Here is a 19,962-nt window from a genome sequence, read left to right as displayed (position 1 = left end):
GTGAATGGGCCTGGCGGGACCTCATTCATGGGATCTCATGAGCAGGTTAGAGCTTTGAATAACTGTCGTGGTACGCTAAAAGTCGGCAGCTGCTGAAGCCAGTTGGCAAAATACTCGGCAAGTAAGAATGAAACAGCAGCAAAAAGGCCGCTGCGCTCACACGCAACGGCCTTGTTCTTACTCAACCATCACGCCACAAACTGTTCCGCGTAATGGCAGGCAACCTGCCGGTTGTCGACCCAGCGCAGTTCCGGCGCTTCGGCGGCGCAGCGCTCTGTCGCGTACGGGCAGCGCTTGTGAAACGCGCAGCCGGACGGCGGGTTCAGCGGGTTAGGCAATTCGCCGACGATTTTGATCTTCGGCTTCGACGGGTCCGGGTGGATCGTCGGGGTCGCCGACAGCAGCGCCTGGGTGTACGGGTGCAGAGGGCGGTTGTAGATCTCATCCTTGGGACCCATCTCGGCCGGGCGACCGAGGTACATCACCAGCACGGTGTCGGCGACGTGACGCACCACCGCCAGGTTGTGGGAGATGAACACGTAGCCGGTGTTGAACTCTTGTTGCAGGTCCATGAACAGGTTCAGCACCTGAGCCTGAATCGACACGTCGAGCGCGGAAGTCGGTTCGTCCGCCACCAGCACTTTAGGCTGCAGCATCATCGCCCGCGCCAGTGCGATACGTTGACGCTGACCGCCGGAGAACATGTGCGGGTAGCGCTGATAGTGCTCGGGACGCAGACCGACCTGAGCCATCATCGCCTGCACTTTCTCGCGACGTTCGGCGGCGGAAAGGCGGGTGTTGATCAGCAGGGGCTCGCCCAGTTGATCGCCGACCTTCTGCCGCGGATTGAGCGACGCATACGGGCTCTGAAACACCATCTGTACGTCTTTGCGCAGCTGTTTGCGTTGTGCCTTGGTCGCGCCGGTGACTTCCTGACCGGCGATTTTCAGCGATCCCGAAGAAGGCTCTTCGATCAGCGTCAGCGCGCGGGCCAGCGTCGACTTGCCGCAGCCGGACTCACCGACCACCGCCAGGGTCTTGCCAGCTTCGAGTTCGAACGACACGCCATTGAGCGCGCGCACGGTTGCATGGGGCTTGAACAGCCCACGGGACACATCGTAGTGACGAGTAAGGTCACGAGCGGTCAGTACGATTTCGCTCATCACGCCACCTCCTGATTCAGCGGAAAGAAGCAACGCGCCAGGCTATGGGCTTTCGGGTCGAGGCCCGGGCGTTGCTGGCGGCATTTGTCCTGGACGTAAGGGCAGCGCGGCGACAGCAGGCAACCACTTGGGCGGTCGTAGCGACCCGGAACGATGCCCGGCAGCGTCGACAGGCGCGCGGCGCCCATGCTGTGCTCGGGAATCGCCGCCAGCAGTGCTTCGCTGTACGGGTGCGCCGGGACGTCAAACAGCCCCGGCACCTGACCCACTTCCACGGCTTGGCCGGCATACATCACGCAGACCCGCTGAGCGGTTTCAGCCACCACGGCAAGGTCGTGGGTGATGAGCACCAGCGCCATGTCCTGCTCTTTTTGCAGGGCCAGCAGCAGGTCCATGATCTGCGCCTGAATGGTCACGTCCAATGCCGTGGTCGGCTCGTCGGCGATCAGCAGCTTCGGCTCGCCGGCGATGGCCATGGCGATCGCAACACGCTGGCTCATGCCGCCCGAGAGTTGATGCGGGTAGGCGTCCAGACGCTGTGCGGCGCCCGGAATCTCTACTTTCTGCAACAGCTCAAGCGCGCGCTGGTGGGCCGCGCGTCCGGACAGACCCAAGTGCTGCTTGAGCACTTCCTTGATCTGGAAGCCCACGGTGTAGCTCGGGTTCAGCGCGGTCATCGGGTCCTGAAAGACCATCGACATGTCTTTGCCGACGATCTTGCGACGCTGGCGCGCATTGAGCGTGAGCATGTCCTTGCCGTCGAAGACCAGGGCGTCGGCGGTGACGATGCCGGGGTGCTCGATCAGGCCCATGAGCGCCATCATGGTCACGGATTTACCCGAACCCGATTCGCCCACGATCGCCAGCACTTCGCCCTTGTCGACGGCCAGATCCAGGCCGTCGACGACCGGGGTGGCCGTGGCGTCGCCGAAGCGCACGTTGAGGTTCTTGATGTTTAAAAGAGACATTCGGACGTCCTCAGGCGGCGTTCTTGAGTTTCGGGTCCAGCGCATCGCGCAGACCGTCGCCCATCAGGTTGATTGCCAGCACGCTGAGCAAAATGGTCAGACCCGGGAGGCTCACCACCCACCAGGCGCGTTCGATGTAGTCGCGGGCCGAAGCGAGCATGGTGCCCCACTCAGGCGTCGGCGGTTGTACACCCAGACCCAGGAAGCCCAGCGCCGCAGCGTCGAGGATCGCCGAGGAGAAACTCAAGGTGGCCTGAACGATCAGCGGCGCCATGCAGTTGGGCAGCACGGTGATGAACATCAGGCGCGGTAGCGTTGCGCCGGCCAGACGCGCGGCGGTCACGTAGTCACGGTTCAGTTCGCCCATAACGGCTGCACGGGTCAGACGCACGTAGGACGGCAGGGAAACGATGGCGATGGCGATGACGGTGTTGATCAGGCCAGGGCCGAGGATCGCGACGATGGCCACCGCCAGCAGCAGCGACGGCAGCGCCAGCATGATATCCATCAGACGCATGATGGTCGGGCCGAGGATTTTCGGGAAGAAACCGGCCAGCAGGCCCATGAGGATGCCCGGAATCAGCGACATCACCACCGACGACAAACCGATCAGCAGCGACAGGCGCGAACCCTGAATCAGACGCGACAGCAGGTCGCGGCCCAGTTCATCGGTGCCCAGCAGAAACTGCCATTGGCCGCCTTCAAGCCAGACCGGCGGGGTCAGCAGGAAATCGCGGTATTGCTCGCTCGGGTCATGGGGGGCAACCCACGGCGCGAACAGGGCGCAGAACACGATCACCAGCATGAACGCCAGGCCCGCGACGGCGCCTTTGTTCTTGGAGAAGTGCTGCCAGAACTCTTTGTAGACGGACGGGTAGAGCAGGCTTTGATCGACTGCTGCTACGGGAGTAGGTGTGCTCATAAAAAGGGATCTCAGCGCTGATGACGAATGCGTGGGTTGGCAAAGCCGTAGAGGATGTCCACCACGAAGTTGACCAGAATCACCAGGCAGGCGATTAGCAGGATGCCGTTTTGCACGACAGGGTAGTCACGGGCGCCAATGGCCTCGATCAGCCACTTGCCGATACCCGGCCAGGAGAAGATCGTTTCGGTCAGAACCGCACCGGCCAGCAGCGTGCCCACCTGCAGACCAAACACCGTCAGCACCGGGATCAGCGCGTTGCGCAGGCCGTGAACGAACACCACGCGAGCCGGCGACAGGCCCTTGGCGCGGGCGGTGCGCACGTAGTCTTCACGCAGGACTTCGAGCATCGAGGAGCGCGTCATCCGGGCGATGACCGCCAACGGGATGGTACCCAGCACGATGGCCGGCAGAATCAGGTGACGCAGGGCGTCCATGAACGAACCTTCTTCATCGCTGAGCAGAGTGTCGATCAGCATGAAGCCGGTTTTGGGGGGAATGTCGTAGAGCAGGTCGATACGTCCCGATACCGGGGTCCAGCCCAGGGATACCGAGAAAAACATGATGAGGATCAGGCCCCACCAGAAGATCGGCATCGAGTACCCCGCCAGGGAGATGCCCATGACCCCATGGTCGAACAGGGATCCTCGCTTCAATGCCGCAATCACACCGGCCAGCAGCCCGAGAATGCCTGCGAAGATCAGCGCCGCAATCGACAGTTCCAGGGTTGCCGGGAACAGCGAAGTGAATTCGGACCACACGCTTGTGCGCGTACGCAGCGATTCGCCCAGGTCGCCATGGGCGAGCTTACCGACGTAATCGATGTATTGCGCATAAAGGGGTTTGTTCAGGCCAAGACGTTCCATGGCTTGGGCGTGCATTTCCGGATCGACCCGGCGTTCACCCATCATGACTTCGACAGGGTCGCCCGGAATCAGGCGAATCAGGGCGAAGGTCAGCAAGGTGATGCCGAAGAAGGTGGGTATGAGCAACCCCACTCGGCGAGCGATAAAACTAAACATCTTCTCGTGTACCTCATCAGGTACCGGCGGGTCTCTGGGTAGCAGAGCCCGCCGGATTCTTCTTCTACTTCACTTGGGTGGTAGCGAAGTTATTAGTGGTGAGAGGGCTGATGTGGTAACCCTCCACGTTGTTGCGCATTGCAGTGAACACCTTGGTGTGGGCCATGCTGATCCACGGCAGGTCCTGATTGAAGATCACTTGAGCCTGCTCGTAGAGCGAAGCGCGTTCGGCCGGGTCGGTCTTTTCCCGAGCCTGATCGATCAAGGTCTGGAACTTCTGATTACACCAGCGCGAGTAGTTTTCGCCGTTCTTGGCGGCCTCGCAACTGAGCAGTGGAGTCAGGAAGTTATCAGGGTCGCCATTGTCACCTGACCAGCCGGCCGACACCATGTCGTGTTCGCCGTTTTTGGCACGTTTGAGCATTTCGCCCCATTCCATGACGCGTATATCTAACTTAATGCCGACTTTGGCCAGGTCGGACTGCATCATTTGTGCGCCCATGGCCGGATTAGGGTTGGTCGGACCGCCGCCGTTGCGCGTGAACAGGGTCAGCACGGTGCCTTCCGGAACGCCGGCTTCCTTGAGCAGGGCGCGCGCCTTGTCCAGATCGTGGGCAGGGTTTTTCAAGTCTTTGTTGTAACCCAGCAGCGTGTCCGGATACGGGTTCACGGCGACGGTGGCATTGTCCTTGCCAAACAAAGCTTTGACGTAGGCCTCTTTATCAAACGCAAGCTCGATGGCTTTACGCACGCGCACGTCGCTCATGTACTTGTGCGTGGTGTTCATGGCGATGTACGCGGTGGTCATCGAGTTCAGCTCATCGACCTTGAGGTTCGGATCTTTCTTGATGTTCGGAATGTCGTCCGGCTTCGGGTACAACGCAACCTGACACTCGTTGGCCCTGAGCTTCTGCAGGCGCACGTTGTTGTCGGTAGCGATGGCGAAGATCAGGGTGTCAGCCGGCGGCTTGCCACGGAAATACTCCGGGTTGGCCTTGAAGCGGACCTGAGCGTCCTTGGCATAACGCTGGAAAATAAACGGACCGGTGCCGATGGGCTGGCTGTTGAGGTTGCCGGTCTTGTTGGCCTTGAGTAACTGATCGGCGTATTCCGCCGAGTACACCGAGGCAAAGGCCATGGCGACGTCAGCCAGGAACGGTGATTCGCGGCGTGTCAGGGTGAACTTGACGGTGCTGTCGTCGACTTTCTCGACGCTCTTCAGCAGCTCTTTGAAACCCATGCTCTCGAAGTACGGGTAACCGACCTCCGACTGTTTGTGCCAAGGGTGGTTGGGGTCCAGTTGACGCTGGAAGCTCCAGACCACGTCATCGGCGTTCATGTCGCGGGTCGGTTTGAAGTATTCGGTGGTGTGAAACTTGACGCCCTTGCGCAGGTGGAACGTGTAGGTCAGGCCGTCATCGCTGATCTCCCACGTGTCGGCCAATGCCGGAACGATTTCCGTGGTGCCTGGCTTGAAATCCACCAGACGGTTGTAAATGGTTTCCGCCGAAGCATCGGCGGTCACGGCGGTGGTGTAGAGCGCCGTGTCGAAACCTTCCGGGCTGGCTTCGGTGCAGACCACCAGAGGCTTGGCCGATACGCCGACCGCAACGCTGAATACCGCCAGTGCGATCGCGCTGCGCAATGTTGCGAGTTTGAATGTCGATTTCAAGTAACGCACTCCGCAAGTGATGAAGCCATTAGTGAGTCGGTATCGGGCCACGAAGTTCGGTAAACCGCACCTTGAGGCCCGATCGATCGTGCTGATTACATAATGTTGAATGGAATGGTGGTCACCAGACGGAATTCGTTGATGTTGCCGTCGGCCTGGTTGGCGCTCGCGCGGTGAGTGGTGTAGGTCGCACGCATCGTGGAGGCCTTCAGCGGGCCGGACTGCAGGGTGTACGACGAGCCGACACCGTATTCGTAGTGATTTTCGCCGTCCATGCCGCGGACATCGTAAGCGGTGCCTTTGTAATGGGTGCCGTCGATGTCGAAACCGCGCGCTTGATAGATGTTGAATTTCAGACCCGGCACGCCGTAGTCAGCCATGTTCAGCAGGTAGCTCAGCTGCACCGACTTCTCGTTCGGGCCGTTGAAGTCCGACAGCAGGGAGTTGGCCAGGAAGATCGCGTTGGTGTCGTGGACGTAGTCGAAGTAGGTGTCGCCTTCGACTTCCTGGTACGCGACGCTGAAACTGTGCGCCTTGTGAGTGGCGGTCAACGACAGGCTGTACGTGTCGTTGTCGATCTCGCCCATCTTCTTCTGACCGGAATCCTTGGTCTTGTAGTAGTTCAGGTTGGTGCTCAGGCCCAGTACATCGGGGTCACCCAGTTCGTGGGTGAAGGCGAAGTAGTACTGATGCCAGAAGTCTTCGACGTTGGACGCGTAGAAGCTGGTGGTCAGGCTTTTGAAGGGTTTGTAATCAACGCCCGCCATGTCAACGCGATCGGCGGTGGCGGTGTTGTTGGTGTACTCGGAACGGAACTTGGTCAGGCTCTGCTCGGTGCGTGGCGATACGCGGTCGAAGCTGCCGGCCTGGATCGAGATGTTGTTGAACTCTTCACTCAGCACGCTCACCCCTTCGAAGCTCGAAGGCAGCGCACGGTTGCCGATGTAAGCCAGCACCGGGGTGTTCATCGACTGACGGCCGGCGGTCAGGGTCGTGTTGGAGACGCGCGCCTTGATATTGCCCAGGCCCAACTTGCTCCACTGCCCAACAGGGTCACCATTGTTTTCGGTCAGCGTACGGTTGGCGCCGCCCATCAGGTCGTCTTTGTCACGGTCCAGCGCGACGGCGTTGTAGACCGCCATTTGCGTGGCGAAGCCGACAGTGCCCTGGGTGAAGCCCGAGCTGTAATCAACGATGGTGCCCTGAACCCAGTTGATCCGGCGCGGGTCACTGTCGACCACAACGCCGTTCTCGCTGCGGCGGAACTCGCCGCCACGGCGCAGCAGTTCGTTGGCGTACCAGTTCTTGGTCGAACCGGTCAGTTTCGAGTCTTCCAGAAAGCCCTTTGCTTCGCCCTGGAGGTTGGTGGTGGCCAGTGTGGTCGGAACGAATTCCTGACTGGTCGGCTCTGCCTGGGCCGCGACGCTGATGGCGAGGACGGATAAGGCGAATACAGCGGTGCTGGCTTTTTTCACGTTCTGAAGCTCCCGATTGCTGCTTTTTTAGAGGCGGGCTTTTTATGGTGTAGCCCGCTCGGTGGTGCGGCCCCATGGGCCATTTTCTTGCCTATCCGGCGAAACGCGGATAAAGCAATGCCAAAGGGCGTGGTTGCGCCCCCAGGCATGTTTTTGAATCAGTCGGCGATGCTGACGCCCGAGAAGTTGTTGCGGTTGAACGGGCTCACCAGGAAACCTTGCACTTCCTTGCGCATCGGCTGAATCACCGTCGAGTGGGCAATCGGCGTAATGGGCACCTGTTCTTTCAGGTAATGCTGAGCTTGTTTGTACAGCGCGATCCGCTGGTCTTTGTTGGTGTTCGAGACGGCGGCCTTGACCAGGGCGTCGTATTTCTCGTCGCACCACATCGAGTAATTATTGCCGCCGATGGACGCGCAGCTGTAGAGCGTGCCCATCCAGTTGTCCGGATCGCCGTTGTCGCCGGTCCAGCCGATCAGCGAAATGTCATGCTCGCCGTTCTTGCTGCGCTTGAGGTATTCGCCCCACTCGTAACTGACGATGGTCGCCTTGATGCCCACCTTGGCCCAGTCGGCCTGGAGCATCTGTGCCATCAGCTTGGCGTTGGGGTTGTAAGGGCGCTGGACCGGCATCGCCCAGAGGGTCAGTTCGGTGCCTTCCTTGACGCCGGCGGCGCGCAGCAACTCGCGGGCTTTTTCCGGGTTGTAGGGCGCGTCCTTGACCGTGTCGTCGTAGGACCACTGGGTCGGTGGCATGGCGTTCTGGGCCAGTTGCCCGGCGCCCTGGTACACCGCCTCGATGATCGCTTTCTTATCCACCGCCATGTCCAGCGCCTGGCGAACCTGCAAGTTGTCCAGCGGGGCATGGCGGACGTTGTAGGTAATGTATCCGAGGTTGAACCCAGGCTTTTCGATGACCCTCAGGTTCTTGTCCTCTTTGATCGATTCAACGTCCGCCGGGCGTGGATTCAAAGTGACCTGACACTCGTTCTTTTTGAGTTTTTGAACCCGCACCGACGCATCTGTATTGATCGCAAAGATCAACTGATCAATCTTGACCCGACTCGGGTCCCAAAACTGTTTGTTTTTCACGTAGCGAATTTGCGAATCTTTTTGATAGCGCTGAAACACAAACGGGCCGGTGCCAATGGGCGCCTGGTTAATGTCGCGCACATCACCCGAAGCCATCAGTTTGTCAGCGTATTCAGCAGACAGAATGGACGCAAAGTTCATCGAAACATTCTGGATGAATGCCGCATCAACGTTGTTGAGCGTGAACACCACGGTCATCGGGTCGGTCTTTTCCACCGACTTGATGTTTTTGTCCAGGCCCATGCTGGTGAAGAACGGGAACTCCGTCGGATAGGCCACGCGGAATGGATGGTCCTTGTGCAGCATGCGATTGAAGGTGAACAGCACGTCGTCGGCATTGAAATCGCGCGTGGGCGTGAAGAGTTTGTTGCTGTGGAACTTGACCCCTTCGCGCAGATGGAACGTGTAGGTCAGGTTGTCAGGGGAGATGTCCCAGCTCGTTGCGAGAGCAGGTACCACGGTGGTCTCACCGCGTGCGAACTCGGCTAACCGGTTGTAGATCGGCTCAGCGGCATCATTGTCAGTGCCCGAGGTGTACTGACCGATATCAAACCCGGCCGGGCTGCCTTCCGAACAGAAGACCAGGCTTTTGCTGGCGGCCTGAACAACGGGCGTCATAGCCAGGAGGCCAGCGGCAATAAGTGACGGCATAACGATAGTTGGACGCATGATATTCCTTATCGTGAGAGGCGCATTAAATGGCAATGCCTGCGCAATCCATGGCAATCGTTTGCGCAAATGGAGAGTCAACACCTGATACATCTCACTGTTCAAGATAGACAACGGACTGTATTTGCGGCTTGTCAGAAGGTATGTCTCTGGCGCCCCACAGTCCATAGTTACGCGTGCTTCAAAGTTTGTAGGAAAAGTGCTTATCGTAAGTAGGCAGGGGCTGTCGGATAGGCGCTAACCGCCAATCGCTACGCATCTAACGATAGTCAATTTCATTTAACGATCGAGCACATAACAACGCGATCGCGTCGCCCTGGGGCAACGCGACCGAGTGGTCATCTGGACGTATTACTTGCCGCTGACGCTGACGCCGTAGAACGAGTTCAGACCGAACGGGCTGATCTTGAAGTCCTGAACTTCCTTGCGCATCGGCTGATAAACAGTCGAGTGGGCAATGGGGGTCATAGGCACGGCATCTTTGAGCAGATGTTGAGCCTGCTTGTACAGCTCGGTGCGTTTGGCCTGATCGGTGGTTTCCTTGGCCTGATGGATCAAGGTATCGAACGGCTTGTCACACCATTTGGCGAAGTTGTTGCCGTTGAGGGCGTCACAGCCAAACAGAGTACCCAGCCAGTTGTCCGGGTCACCGTTGTCGCCGCTCCAGCCAATCAGCATGGCGCCGTTTTCGCCGGCCTTGGCGCGCTTGATGTACTCGCCCCACTCGTAGGACACGATCTTGGCGTTGATGCCGATCTTCTTCCAGTCGTTCTGGAGCATCTCGGCCATCAGCTTGGCGTTCGGGTTGTAAGGACGCTGAACCGGCATCGCCCAGAGGGTGATTTCGGTGCCTTCCTTCACGCCCGCCTGCTTGAGCAGGTCCTTGGCCTTGGCGACATCAAACGGTGCATCTTTGATCGTGGTGTCGTAGGACCATTGGGTCGGCGGCATGGCGTTGGTGGCCAGTTGGCCTGCGCCCTGATACACCGCGTCAATGATCGCTTTCTTGTCGACGGCCATGTCCAGCGCCTGACGTACTTTCAGGTCAGCCAGCGGGTTCGGCTTGTCTTCGCCCTTGATCTTCGGCATCACGTTGTAGGCGATGTAGCCCAGGTTGAAGCCGGCCTGATCAGGCATCTTCAGCGCGGGGTCAGCCTTCAGCGGAGCGAGGTCAGCCGGACGTGGGTAGGCGGTGATCTGGCATTCGCCTTTCTTCAGCTTCTGCGCACGAACCGAGGCGTCAGTGGTGATGGCGAAAATCAGGTTGTCGACTTTGACGTCTTCAGGCTTCCAGTAGTCCTTGTTCCCGGTGAAGCGGATGTTGGAGTCTTTCTGGTAGCTCTTGAACACGAACGGGCCAGTGCCGATCGGCTTCTGGTTGATGTCTTCCGGTTTGCCTTGTTTGAGCAACTGCGCGGCGTATTCAGCGGACTGAATGGAGGCGAAGCTCATCGCCAGGTTCTGGATGAACGCAGCGTCGACGGTGCCGAGGGTCATTTTGACGGTGTGATCGTCGACCTTCTCGATCTTGGTGATGTTGGTGTCCATCGCCATGTCGGTGAAGTACGGGAATTCGGTCGGGTACGCCTTACGGAACGGGTCGTCCTTGTTGATCATGCGGTTGAACGTGAACAGCACGTCATCGGCATTGAAGGTACGCGTCGGTTTGAAGTACGGCGTGGTGTGGAATTTCACACCTTCACGCAGGTGGAAGGTGTAGGTCAGGCCATCCGGGGCAACGTCCCAGCTGGTGGCGAGGCCTGGAATGACAGCGGTGCCGCCACGTTCGAACTGGCTCAAACGGTTGAAAACGGTCTCGGCCGAAGCATCGAAGTCGGTACCGGTGGTGTATTGACCTGGATCGAAACCAGCAGGGCTGCCTTCGGAGCAGAACACCAGACTCGATGCTGCATGGGCGAAGGGAGCGCTGGCGATCAAACCTGCGCCGAGAAGAAACGGAATGACCGCTTTTTTGAGCATGGTGGCCTCAGTTGTTGTCATTTTTTGATTGAGGGTACGGCCTTTTGAGCCTGTCCCACGGATACTTATGCAGGCGCCATACCCAAAGCAAGATGTTGGCGCCAGCGAGGTGACAAACAGTGGCACGAACGTACACGAATGTCGCATAAGTGTAATTTCTGACGCTCTTGAACGTTTGCGTGTCGCATATCGATATCTTTGCAGCACCAAAAGGGTGCATCGCAACGTGGCGATTGCACCCGCTTCGGTCATCAAGTGTCACTTCGCTGTTGGTTTGTCCTGATTATTTGGTCAGGCTGACGCCGTAGAAGGGGGTCAGGCCAAACGGGCTGAGTTTGAAATCCTGAACCTCGTTGCGCATCGGCTGAAACACTTTGGAATTGGCGATCGGGGTGATCGGCACGTCCTTTTTCAGGATGTTCTGCGCCTGCTGGTACAGCTTGATGCGCTCATCGCGGTTGCTGGTCAGCTTGGCCTGGGTCACCAGTTTGTCGTAGCTGGGGTTGCACCATTTGGCGTAGTTGCTGCCCTTCACCGCGCCACAGCTGTACAGCACGCCGAGCCAGTTGTCGGGATCGCCATTGTCACCGGTCCAGCCGTAGATCATCACGTCATGCTCGCCCGCCTTGGCGCGCTTGATGTACTCGCCCCATTCATAGCTGACGATGTTGGTCTTGATGCCGATCTTCGCCCAGTCCGACTGAATCATCTGCGCCGACATGCGCGCGTTCGGGTTGGACGCGCGCTGCACGGTCATCGCCCACAGGTTGATCTGCGTGCCCGGTGCAACGCCCGCCTCCTTGAGCAGCTGCTTCGCTTTTGTCGGATCGTGGGGCGCGTCCTTGATGTTCGGATCAAAGCTCCACTGCGCCGGTGGCAGAGCGTTCTGTGCCAACTGCCCGGCGCCCTGGTACACCGCCTTGATGATGGCCCGCTTGTCGATGGCCATGTCCAGCGCCTGACGCACCTTCAGCTGATCGAGCGGGGGATGGGTCACGTTGTACGCCAGAAAGCCCAGGTTGAAACCGGCCTGGCTCAGCACCTTGAGGTTCGGGTCCTTCTGCGCCTCTTCGATGTCCTGCGGGCGCGGATACCCGCTGATCTGGCATTCGCCGGTCTTGAGTTTCTGCAGGCGGGTGGCGGCGTCGGTATTGATCGAGAAGATCAGGTTGTCGAGCTTCACGTCCTCCGGCTTCCAGTATTCCGTGTTGCCGACGTAACGGATCTGCGCGTCTTTCTGATAGCGCTTGAACACGAACGGCCCTGTACCGATCGGCTTCAGGTTGATGTCGCCAGCCTTGCCCTGCTTGATCAGTTGTGCCGCATATTCAGCCGATTGAATCGAGGCGAAGCTCATTGCCAGATTCTGGATGAACGCGGCATCGATGTTGTTCAGCTTGAAGCGGACGGTCTGATCGTCGACCTTTTCGACCTGCTTGATGGTGGTGTTCATGCCCATGTCAGTGAAGTACGGCGACTCGGACGGGTACGCCTTGCGGAACGGGTCATCCGGGTTCAGCAGGCGGTTGAAGGTGAACAGCACGTCATCGGCGTTGAAGTCGCGGGTCGGTTTGAAATAGTCCGTGGTGTGGAATTTCACGCCAGGCCGCAAGTGAAAGGTGTAGGTCAAGCCGTCGTCGGACACGTCCCATTGGGTTGCCAGGCCAGGCTCGACGTCTGTGCCGCCGCGCTTGAACTGGGTCAGGCGATTGAAGACGGTCTCTGCTGACGCATCGAACTCGGTGCCGCTGGTGTACTGGCTGGGATCGAAACCGGCAGGGCTGGCTTCCGAGCAATACACGAGGGTGCTGGCCGCCTGGACCGAAGGAACGCAAAGTGCCATGGCCGCTGCCAGGAGCAGGGGTTTGAAGGATGTGTCCATGTGAACCTCATTAAGTGCGGCACTCATGCCTGAATTCATCGACAGGATGATAGACAGCCAAGAATGCCGCACGGCTCACTCGGGCAACAAGCCTCGGAAATTCATAAGCTTATTACTTGATGATTTGTTGCAGGTCTTTCCACCACGTGGTTTCGGACGCCAGCTTCATGAACCCTTCCTCCAGATACCGCTGAAGGCGTGACGGCGCTGGCAGCTTGGTGTTTAGCACCTCATTCAGGTAGTTCTGACTGTCCTTGATGGGCGTGTTCTGAATGGCGCGGAGCTCGTCGATCGCCAACTGCTGGGTTCTGTCCAGCTCACTCTTTGATTCACTGCGCGCCACTTCCGCCGGATTGCTGGCCGCCCATGCGTTGACGATCGGGTATTGCCACTCGCTGTCGGCCGGGTGGCAAAAGAAGGCCGATGCCACAGCGACCGGGTCTGCGCCAGGTTTGCCCTCCCAGTAATCGACCATGGACCGGGCGACCCTGCGCACGGCTTCGGTGGCAAGCAGCGCCGCCAGATCGTGAAGCGGGTGTTCAGCGTGATCCTTGGAGAGTTGTGAGTGGGTGGGCTCGATGTCTGGATCTTCGTTTGGATCGCTGCCCAGCAGCGTTTGTGCATCGTCGACGCTGTTGCCGATCCAGGTCAGAACGCCTTGCGCCGCGCTGTTGTAAGCGTTGATCAAAATGGCTGCCGGGGTGTTGAGCAGCCAGCGGTAGAGCCTGAGCGTATCCACACCGACCGCCTGAGCGAGCGTCACCATGCCGTCCCTGGCCGTGAGCAGCGCGTTGAATGCAGTGAAGTAAGCCTGTTCGGGATGTTCGCTCAGCAGTATCAGCATCACTTTGTCCCGGTCCGAGCGATAACCCGGCTGGGAGATTTCAAACTGCAGCTCTTCGGTGGAGAAGAGGATCTTGCCCAGGGGGCCTGCCAGACTGGCGACCACGTCGGTGGCCCCGAACGTGCCTGTGACCAGGGGCAGATTCCATTTGACGTGAACAGGCGTTGTCCACGGCAGAACCCTGACATGCCCGGCCTTGATCAGGCTCAGCTCCACGAAGTTCGAATGGGCGAACAAGTCTTCGACCACATGCAGTGCGGCGCCGAAACTGCGCAGGCCGTCGAGGGAACGGCCGTGTTTCATGGCCAGCCGCAGCTCCTGTTCCATGTAGCCGACCGCATTACCGATGTAGCGCTTCATCGACGTGGCGAGCTCGGCACCCAGGGATGGGTCGCCGGGCAGCACCCAGGCTTCAAAGTCCGGATCACGCACTTTCGGGTCCGGGAACGGCGGATCGATGACCAACGGATTGTCGATGTGCTCCGTCGGCCGATAGACACCCAGCTTCTCCGGCGTGACCTTCATTTCGTTCGGGTAGCGCATCCGCAGGTCGATGAATTTTTTCGCCGCCAGCACGTCGACCAGACGGGTCCAGGCGTCGCGCGACAGCGTCGCCGGGAATTCGCCCGGGATGTCCGCCGCGCGGGTGATCTTGGGATCAACAACCTGAGAGTAATCCCGTAACCAGTTGCCGAAATAAACGGCGTCGATTTCCATTCGGCTGAGCTTGAAGTCCTGCAGCACCCATTCGATCGTCTGGTGAGTGCTGCCTTTGGTGTCAGTGCCCGCTTCGAACGCCTCACGATCAGAATGGGCGTGCGATGGCTCGAAGCGCAGATCGGTCGAGGCCAGATAGTCGCGAATGGCTTCGCAGGCTTGCTTCCAGGAAATCGCGTATTGACGCTCGGTGGAGGCCTCTTCGGCATACGTGGCGAAGGTCATGTCGTCTCGCGACGGGGAGGCTGTTTCGGTCAACCACAAAGTAAATAGATGACCCTCTTCGAACGGCGCATCGGTTGCCACTGGCGCGTGCTCATCGGTCAGTTCCCGGCGCAGGACGTTGTCGATGTGGTGACCGAATTCGTGGAGCAGTGCCGTCAACAACCACCAGTAGTGCTGCGGGTTGGCGGTCGTGCGAGCGAAGAAAGCCCAATCGACGCGGATGACCCGCTCGCGGTTGTCGTAGTCCGCTTCGAAGCCCAGATCCCGGGAGAGGAGGACCCCAGGGTGGTGTATTTCACCCGCCAGCAGCTTGTCCTGCAGATTCGTGTAGCGGTGAGGCGGGATGTCGTTGCCGAAGACGTTGCTCATCTCCAGGGCGAAAGAATCTGGCGCGAGTTTTTCGGCCACTTGGGTCAGCAGGTCCAGCGCGAACGTGCTGCGTAACGTGCAGGTGGTCATGTCGACCGGAATGACGGGTTGAGCTTGAAAAGGCATGATCGGATTCTTCCTTGAATCATTAGCTGTGCACGGCCGTGCCCTGTGGATCAGGCGGCCTTAGGTGCGTGTTGAGGGTGAGTGTTGCCGGGGACAATTCTATGTATTCCGGCCAGCGTGGAAATCGGTCGAATCGCCCTGAGGCGTAGGAGACAGGGGGCGCGCTGATGGGGAAGGGGCCACGGAGTGGCCGGAAAAAGTGGGAGCGGGCGAGGGAAAGAGCGGCAGCCACCGGCTGCCGCCGCGTGCATCAAGGGATAGCGACTTCGATGACACCGTCTGCTGCGACGCTGACCTGGCTGGTGCCGGCTTCGACATCCGGCGTTGGCGCGGCGTCGGCACGCGCGGCCTTCATCATCATGACCGGCGCGCGCAGGTACGGCTGCGGGAAACCGGAGGTGTTGAGGTTCAGGTTGACCAGCTTGTAGCCGGTGCCGCCCAGTGCGTCGGTCACCAGTTTTGCGCGGGCGCGGAAGGCGGTGACGGCGTCCTTGAGCAGCGCGTCCTCGCTGGTCTTGCGCGCGGGGTTGGAAATCGAGAAGTCCATGCCGCCCATCTTCATGTCGCCGCCCAGCAAGTCGCCGGTCAACTTCGACAGGGCGGCAAAGTCGGCGCTTTCCAGGCGAATTTCCGCATGCTCACGCCAGCCGGTGATCTTCTGGCCTTTGTCGTCGTAGACCGGGTAGCTGTTGCGGCTGCCCTGACGAATGTTGATGTCCTTGACCTGACGCGCTTCGCCCAGGGCCTTGTTCAGGGTTTCAGTAACGCCGGCCGCCAGTTTGGCGGGATCGGTGTTCTGCGCTTCGGTGTACAGCGTGACGGTCATCAGGTCGCGCTGCACTTCCTGGCTGACCTCGGCACGGACCGAAACCTGGTTGTAGTGAACGTCGTCGGCGAGGGCAGGGGTGCTGGCCAGCGCGAGTGCGCCGAGGGTGAACAATGTGGCAGTGGGGCGAAGGCTGAACATAAAAACTCCTTGTTTGGCGAACCGTCCCGAGGCGTGTGGCAAGCCCTTGGCGGACGGATGCCCATGAGACTGTGAACCCGTAGGCTTGTTCCTGCGCCGTCTGATAGGCGTCAAATGAATGTGGCGCTTTGACGCACTTTGACGGCAACTGTTGTCGCATTGGTTATACTCGCTCCGATTCGCCTGGAGCGCTCATCAGGAGAGCTCATGCTCGCCCCCTTGCAACTGCTTTCCGCTACCCGTCAGAACCTCTGGCGCCTGACCTTCATCCGTATTCTGGTGCTGGGTGCGCAGGCCGGCTCGGTGGGGTTCGCCTACCTGTTCGATCTGCTGCCGCTGCCCTGGCTGCAGCTGGACATCACCCTGGGTTTTTCGGCGATCGTCTGCCTGCTGACGGCCATCCGCCTGCGCACCTCGTGGCCGGTGACCGAGCTCGAATACGCGGTGCAATTGGCGTTTGACCTGTTTATCCACAGCGCGCTGCTGTACTTCTCCGGCGGCTCGACCAACCCCTTCGTTTCTTATTATCTGGTGCCGCTGACCATCGCCGCGGTGACGTTGCCGTGGCGTTACTCGCTGATCCTGTCGGGTATCGCACTCGCGCTGTACACCCTGATGCTGGCCAAGTTTTTCCCGCTGGATGCCTTCGTGGCCCGCGAGAACATGCAGATCTACGGCATGTGGCTGAGCTTTGCGCTGGCGGCCGGGGTGATCACCTTCTTCGCCGCGCGCATGGCCGAAGAGCTGCGCCGTCAGGAACACATGCGTGCCTTGCGCCGGGAAGAAGGCGCGCGCGACCAGCAACTGCTGGCGGTGGCGACCGAAGCCGCTGGCGCCGCCCATGAGCTGGGCACACCGCTGGCGACCATGAGCGTGCTGCTCAAGGAAATGCAGCAGGACCACAAGGACCCCGCGCTGCAGGAAGACCTCTCGGTGCTGCAGGATCAGGTCAAACTGTGCAAAGAGACGTTGCAGCAACTGGTTCGCGCCGCCGAAGCGAATCGTCGGCTTTCGGTCCAAGAACAGACCGTCACGCACTGGCTCGATCAGGCGCTGAACCGCTGGCACCTCATGCGCCCGGAAGCCACCTACCGCTTTCAACGCCTGGGGCAGGGCGACGTGCCGATGCTGGCGCCGCCGCCGGATCTGACCCAGGCGCTGCTGAACCTGCTCAACAATGCCGCCGATGCTTGCGCCGAAGGGCTCGAGGTGAATCTGGACTGGACCGCCACCGAGATTCGCATCAGCATCCGCGATCATGGCGCCGGTGTACCGCTGGCCATCGCCGAGCAGATCGGCAAACCCTTTTTTACCACCAAGGGCAAAGGCTTCGGCCTTGGCCTGTTCTTGAGTAAGGCCAGCGTGACCCGCGCGGGCGGCTCGGTGAAACTCTATCCTCACGAGGAAGGCGGCACGCTGACCGAGCTGCGCCTGCCCCGTGACGCACGAGGAGATGAAGCATGACTGACGAAATCCAGGTTGAAGGCGAAGAACTGCCGCACCTGCTGCTGGTGGACGACGATGCCACCTTCACCCGCGTGATGGCGCGGGCCATGGCGCGCCGTGGCTTCCGCGTGAGCACCGCCGGTTCCGCTGACGAGGGCCTGGCCCTCGCGCAGCAGGACATTCCGGACTACGCCGCCGTCGACCTGAAAATGGAAGGCGACTCGGGGCTGGTGCTGTTGCCCAAGCTGCTGGAACTGGACCCGGAAATGCGCGTGCTGATCCTGACCGGTTATTCGAGCATCGCCACGGCAGTCGAAGCGATCAAGCGCGGCGCCTGCAACTACCTGTGCAAACCCGCCGATGCCGATGACGTGCTGGCAGCGCTGCTCTCCGAACACGCCGATCTGGACACCCTGGTGCCGGAAAATCCGATGTCGGTGGACCGCTTGCAGTGGGAGCACATTCAGCGCGTGTTGACCGAGCACGAAGGCAATATCTCCGCCACCGCCCGTGCGCTGGGCATGCACCGACGCACCTTGCAGCGCAAGTTGCAGAAGCGCCCGGTCCGTCGTTAAGCACGGACAGTTTCTTAAACATTTATTCATGGAAGATCGTCTGTGGCGTCTGGCACATTGGCGCCAACGCCTATAACTGCCCGCTGCCGAGCTTTTTGCCATGAATTTTGATGTAGACGAATCCAGGGTCAATGACGCTGTAAACGGGAGTTTCTTTTCCCGGGTCTGGAAGCTGGTCACGCCTTACTGGCGCAGTGAAGAAAAAGGCATGGCCTGGGTGCTGCTCATCGCAGTGATCGTGCTGTCGCTGTTCAGTGTCTTCATTTCAGTGCTGGTCAACAGCTGGTACCGCGACTTCTACAACGCGCTGCAGAACAAGGATCTGGGGGCCTTCACGCACCTGATTCTGTATTTCTGCGGCATTGCGGCCATCGCCATCCTCGGTGCCGTGTATCGCTTGTATTTGACCCAGATGCTCACCATCCGCTGGCGTCGCTGGCTGACCGAACAGCATTTCGCCAAGTGGCTCGCGCACAAGAATTACTACCGGCTGGAGCAGGGCGGTTACACCGATAACCCTGACCAGCGTCTGTCCGAAGACCTCAACAACTTTACCTCCGACACCCTCAGCCTGAGCCTGGGCCTGCTGCGCACCGTCGTCAGTCTGGTGTCGTTCTCGGTGATTCTGTGGGGCGTGTCCGGCAGCATCGAGCTGTTCGGCATCACCATTCCCGGCTACATGTTCTGGGCCGCACTTATTTATGCAGCGGTGGGCAGCTTGTTGACTCACCTGATCGGCAAACGCCTGATCGTGCTGAGCAACCAGCAACAGCGATACGAAGCCGACATGCGTTTTTCGCTGGTGCGCGTTCGCGAGAACGCCGAAAGCATCGCCCTGTCCGATGGCGAGGCCAACGAGAACCAGCGCCTGAGCGCGCGTTTCGGCATGGTCTGGAGCAACTTCTGGACGATTATGAAGGTGCAGAAGCGCCTGACGTTCTTCACCGCCGGTTACTCGCAGATCGCCATCGTTTTCGCCTTTGTCGTGGCCGCGCCGCGTTACTTCGCCGGCAAGATCGAACTGGGCGAGCTGATGCAGATCAACTCGGCGTTCGGCAATGTGCAGGAGAACTTCAGCTGGTTCATCGACGCGTACACCCAACTGGCGTCGTGGCGCGCCACCTGCGATCGTCTGCTCAGTTTCCGTCAGGCCATGGACGAAAACGAAGCGCGCGTGCCGGCCATCAAGGTCAGTCACGAGGGCGATGCCTTGCAGCTCGAAGGCCTCGCGCTGTCCCTCGCCGGCGGTCGCCAGTTGCTGAACAACGCAAACATCAGCATTGCCGCAGGCGAGAAGGTCATGCTCAGCGGCCGCTCCGGGAGCGGTAAAAGCACACTGCTGCGGGCGATGGGCGGGTTGTGGAAAGAAGGCCACGGTGCCGTGAAATTGCCGGCAAAACGTGCGTTCTTCCTGCCGCAAAAACCGTATCTGCCGATTGGCACGCTGCGGGAGGCGCTGAGTTATCCCCAGGCGCCCGAAGTCTATCCCGCCGAGCGCTTTGCTGAAGTGCTGGAAACGTGCCGCCTCGGTCATCTGATCTCTCGACTGGACGAGACCGAGCACTGGCAGCGCATGCTGTCGCCGGGCGAGCAACAACGCGTCGCGTTCGCCCGCGCCCTTTTGTTCGCGCCGGACTGGTTGTACCTGGACGAAGCCACCTCAGCGATGGACGAGGAGGATGAAGCTGCGTTGTATCAGGCGTTGCTGGACGAGTTGCCGGGCGTGACCTTGCTCAGCATCGGCCATCGCAGCAGCCTCAAGCGCTTCCATCGTCGGCACGTGCGCATCGACGGCGGTCAGTTGCATGAGCAGCCGCTCACCGAAACGGCATTTTGAGCGTAGAGTGCT

14 protein-coding genes are annotated in these 19,962 nt (G+C 59.8%); 3 read left to right on the top strand and 11 right to left on the bottom strand.

Annotation, left to right across the window (positions count from 1 at the left end; all coding sequences use genetic code 11):
• Positions 1-188: 188 nt before the first annotated feature.
• The 11 genes from M1E04_RS20290 to M1E04_RS20240 all read right to left on the bottom strand — a co-directional run bounded on the left by M1E04_RS20290 (position 189) and on the right by M1E04_RS20240 (position 16,092).
• Positions 189-1,163, bottom strand: a complete 975-nt coding sequence (locus M1E04_RS20290) for a peptide ABC transporter ATP-binding protein (protein WP_456291929.1) — start codon at positions 1,161-1,163, stop codon at positions 189-191.
• Positions 1,163-2,131 carry an ABC transporter ATP-binding protein gene (locus tag M1E04_RS20285; RefSeq protein WP_065990186.1) on the bottom strand — a complete coding sequence of 323 codons (969 nt, stop codon included), beginning with the start codon at positions 2,129-2,131 and terminating at the stop codon, positions 1,163-1,165. Before M1E04_RS20285 ends, M1E04_RS20290 begins: the two co-directional genes overlap by 1 nt.
• Before the next feature lie 10 nt (positions 2,132-2,141).
• Positions 2,142-3,053 carry an ABC transporter permease subunit gene (locus tag M1E04_RS20280; protein ID WP_065990185.1) on the bottom strand — a complete coding sequence of 304 codons (912 nt, stop codon included), beginning with the start codon at positions 3,051-3,053 and terminating at the stop codon, positions 2,142-2,144.
• Positions 3,054-3,064: 11 nt separating this feature from the next.
• Positions 3,065-4,075, bottom strand: coding sequence for an ABC transporter permease subunit (locus tag M1E04_RS20275; RefSeq protein ID WP_065990182.1), 1,011 nt, complete (start codon positions 4,073-4,075; stop codon positions 3,065-3,067).
• 64 nt (positions 4,076-4,139) lie between these two features.
• Positions 4,140-5,747, bottom strand: coding sequence for an ABC transporter substrate-binding protein (locus tag M1E04_RS20270; protein WP_192132420.1), 1,608 nt, complete (start codon positions 5,745-5,747; stop codon positions 4,140-4,142).
• 95 nt (positions 5,748-5,842) lie between these two features.
• Positions 5,843-7,222: an OprD family porin gene (locus M1E04_RS20265; protein ID WP_065990179.1), complete on the bottom strand. Its 1,380-nt coding sequence runs from the start codon at positions 7,220-7,222 to the stop codon at positions 5,843-5,845.
• Between the two features lie 158 nt (positions 7,223-7,380).
• Positions 7,381-8,982: an ABC transporter substrate-binding protein gene (locus M1E04_RS20260; protein WP_065990177.1), complete on the bottom strand. Its 1,602-nt coding sequence runs from the start codon at positions 8,980-8,982 to the stop codon at positions 7,381-7,383.
• A gap of 351 nt (positions 8,983-9,333) precedes the next feature.
• Positions 9,334-10,962 carry an ABC transporter substrate-binding protein gene (locus M1E04_RS20255; protein ID WP_065990175.1) on the bottom strand — a complete coding sequence of 543 codons (1,629 nt, stop codon included), beginning with the start codon at positions 10,960-10,962 and terminating at the stop codon, positions 9,334-9,336.
• A 283-nt stretch (positions 10,963-11,245) separates the two neighbouring features.
• Complete coding sequence (locus M1E04_RS20250; protein ID WP_456291928.1) at positions 11,246-12,844, bottom strand: ABC transporter substrate-binding protein; 1,599 nt, start codon at positions 12,842-12,844, stop codon at positions 11,246-11,248.
• A 112-nt stretch (positions 12,845-12,956) separates the two neighbouring features.
• On the bottom strand, positions 12,957-15,125 hold the full coding sequence (locus tag M1E04_RS20245; RefSeq protein WP_456291927.1) for an HET-C-related protein: 2,169 nt from the start codon (positions 15,123-15,125) through the stop codon (positions 12,957-12,959).
• Positions 15,126-15,375: 250 nt separating this feature from the next.
• Positions 15,376-16,092, bottom strand: coding sequence for an SIMPL domain-containing protein (locus M1E04_RS20240; protein WP_192132412.1), 717 nt, complete (start codon positions 16,090-16,092; stop codon positions 15,376-15,378).
• A 207-nt stretch (positions 16,093-16,299) separates the two neighbouring features.
• On the opposite strand from M1E04_RS20240, the gene M1E04_RS20235 reads away from it, so the two are divergent.
• The 3 genes from M1E04_RS20235 to M1E04_RS20225 all read left to right on the top strand — a co-directional run bounded on the left by M1E04_RS20235 (position 16,300) and on the right by M1E04_RS20225 (position 19,950).
• A complete protein-coding gene (locus M1E04_RS20235) occupies positions 16,300-17,556 on the top strand; it encodes an ATP-binding protein (RefSeq protein ID WP_346625629.1) in 1,257 nt (418 codons plus the stop codon).
• Positions 17,553-18,113, top strand: a complete 561-nt coding sequence (locus tag M1E04_RS20230) for a response regulator transcription factor (protein WP_065990162.1) — start codon at positions 17,553-17,555, stop codon at positions 18,111-18,113. The genes M1E04_RS20235 and M1E04_RS20230 overlap by 4 nt, the downstream gene beginning before the upstream one ends.
• A 100-nt stretch (positions 18,114-18,213) precedes the next feature.
• The gene (locus M1E04_RS20225; RefSeq protein WP_369318834.1) at positions 18,214-19,950 is read left to right on the top strand and encodes an ABC transporter ATP-binding protein/permease; all 1,737 of its coding nucleotides are present in this window, start codon (positions 18,214-18,216) and stop codon (positions 19,948-19,950) included.
• Positions 19,951-19,962 lie beyond the last annotated feature (12 nt).

The sequence above is a fragment of the Pseudomonas sp. AK106 genome (assembly GCF_053903055.1).
The sequence above is the reverse complement of the archived record's forward strand: the minus strand, read 5'-3'. Positions and strand labels throughout refer to the sequence as shown.

Bases quoted from the DNA above. Each gene is read 5' to 3' on its own strand.
- M1E04_RS20285 (WP_065990186.1), bottom strand. From the start codon at position 2,131: ATGTCTCTTTTAAACATCAAGAACCTCAACGTGCGCTTCGGCGACGCC.
- M1E04_RS20280 (WP_065990185.1), bottom strand. From the start codon at position 3,053: ATGAGCACACCTACTCCCGTAGCAGCAGTCGATCAAAGCCTGCTCTAC.
- M1E04_RS20255 (WP_065990175.1), bottom strand. From the start codon at position 10,962: ATGCTCAAAAAAGCGGTCATTCCGTTTCTTCTCGGCGCAGGTTTGATC.
- M1E04_RS20240 (WP_192132412.1), bottom strand. From the start codon at position 16,092: ATGTTCAGCCTTCGCCCCACTGCCACATTGTTCACCCTCGGCGCACTC.
- M1E04_RS20275 (WP_065990182.1), bottom strand. From the start codon at position 4,075: ATGTTTAGTTTTATCGCTCGCCGAGTGGGGTTGCTCATACCCACCTTC.
- M1E04_RS20260 (WP_065990177.1), bottom strand. From the start codon at position 8,982: ATGCGTCCAACTATCGTTATGCCGTCACTTATTGCCGCTGGCCTCCTG.
- M1E04_RS20230 (WP_065990162.1), top strand. From the start codon at position 17,553: ATGACTGACGAAATCCAGGTTGAAGGCGAAGAACTGCCGCACCTGCTG.
- M1E04_RS20235 (WP_346625629.1), top strand. From the start codon at position 16,300: ATGCTCGCCCCCTTGCAACTGCTTTCCGCTACCCGTCAGAACCTCTGG.
- M1E04_RS20290 (WP_456291929.1), bottom strand. From the start codon at position 1,163: ATGAGCGAAATCGTACTGACCGCTCGTGACCTTACTCGTCACTACGAT.
- M1E04_RS20225 (WP_369318834.1), top strand. From the start codon at position 18,214: ATGAATTTTGATGTAGACGAATCCAGGGTCAATGACGCTGTAAACGGG.
- M1E04_RS20245 (WP_456291927.1), bottom strand. From the start codon at position 15,125: ATGCCTTTTCAAGCTCAACCCGTCATTCCGGTCGACATGACCACCTGC.
- M1E04_RS20250 (WP_456291928.1), bottom strand. From the start codon at position 12,844: ATGGACACATCCTTCAAACCCCTGCTCCTGGCAGCGGCCATGGCACTT.